Annotated in this window: 1 protein-coding gene; it reads right to left on the minus strand. The window is 37.8% G+C overall.

Annotated features, from left to right (window positions below):
• Positions 1 to 398: DUF4136 domain-containing protein (locus FUA24_RS08345; RefSeq protein ID WP_148541278.1), on the minus strand; the 398-nt coding region annotated here is incomplete at its 3' end.
• Positions 399 to 593: the final 195 nt, after the last annotated feature.

Here is a 593-nt window from a genome sequence, read left to right on the forward strand (position 1 = left end):
TGAGTGCTGGTGCTAACAGTTGGTTGGTTCCAACCCCAACCCCAACCAGGTCCCCACCCTGGGCCCCAGCCACCCCAACCCCAGGCGCCGTAGCCCCAAGTATTGTTGTAAACATCAACACGTTGTTGAGATTTTGTAAATAGACTTACTAGTAAATCTGGATTGTCAGATTTTGTGTAGCCTTTGGCTAAAAGTTCGGCTTCAATGGCGCGTAAAATTCGGCGTTTATCTAAGTCGCTAATTTCAGCTTTGTCTATACCAGTTTTAAAAAAAGCAAAGGTTTTATAATTGTTAAACGGTGCTTTTTTATCGTAATCGGCCGCTACTCTTACAGAGCTGCAAGAGCTAGCAATAAACACAATTACTAAAAGTGGTAATGCTCTAAATAATGTTTTCATAATGCAATTTTTTTAACGGTTAAAGTAAATTTAATAAAGAAAAATTAACTGTTTTAGGTTATGAGCATTTTTAACTAAAAATGTTTTTCGGTTATGTTTACAGTAGCAATAATCATACCAATACTTTGGTTTGCAGTAGGTAGCTTACTAATAATTAGCGTTTTTTACCAGTAGTAGCATTAAAGCCGTAGGGGC

It is taken from the genome of Seonamhaeicola marinus (assembly GCF_008085455.1).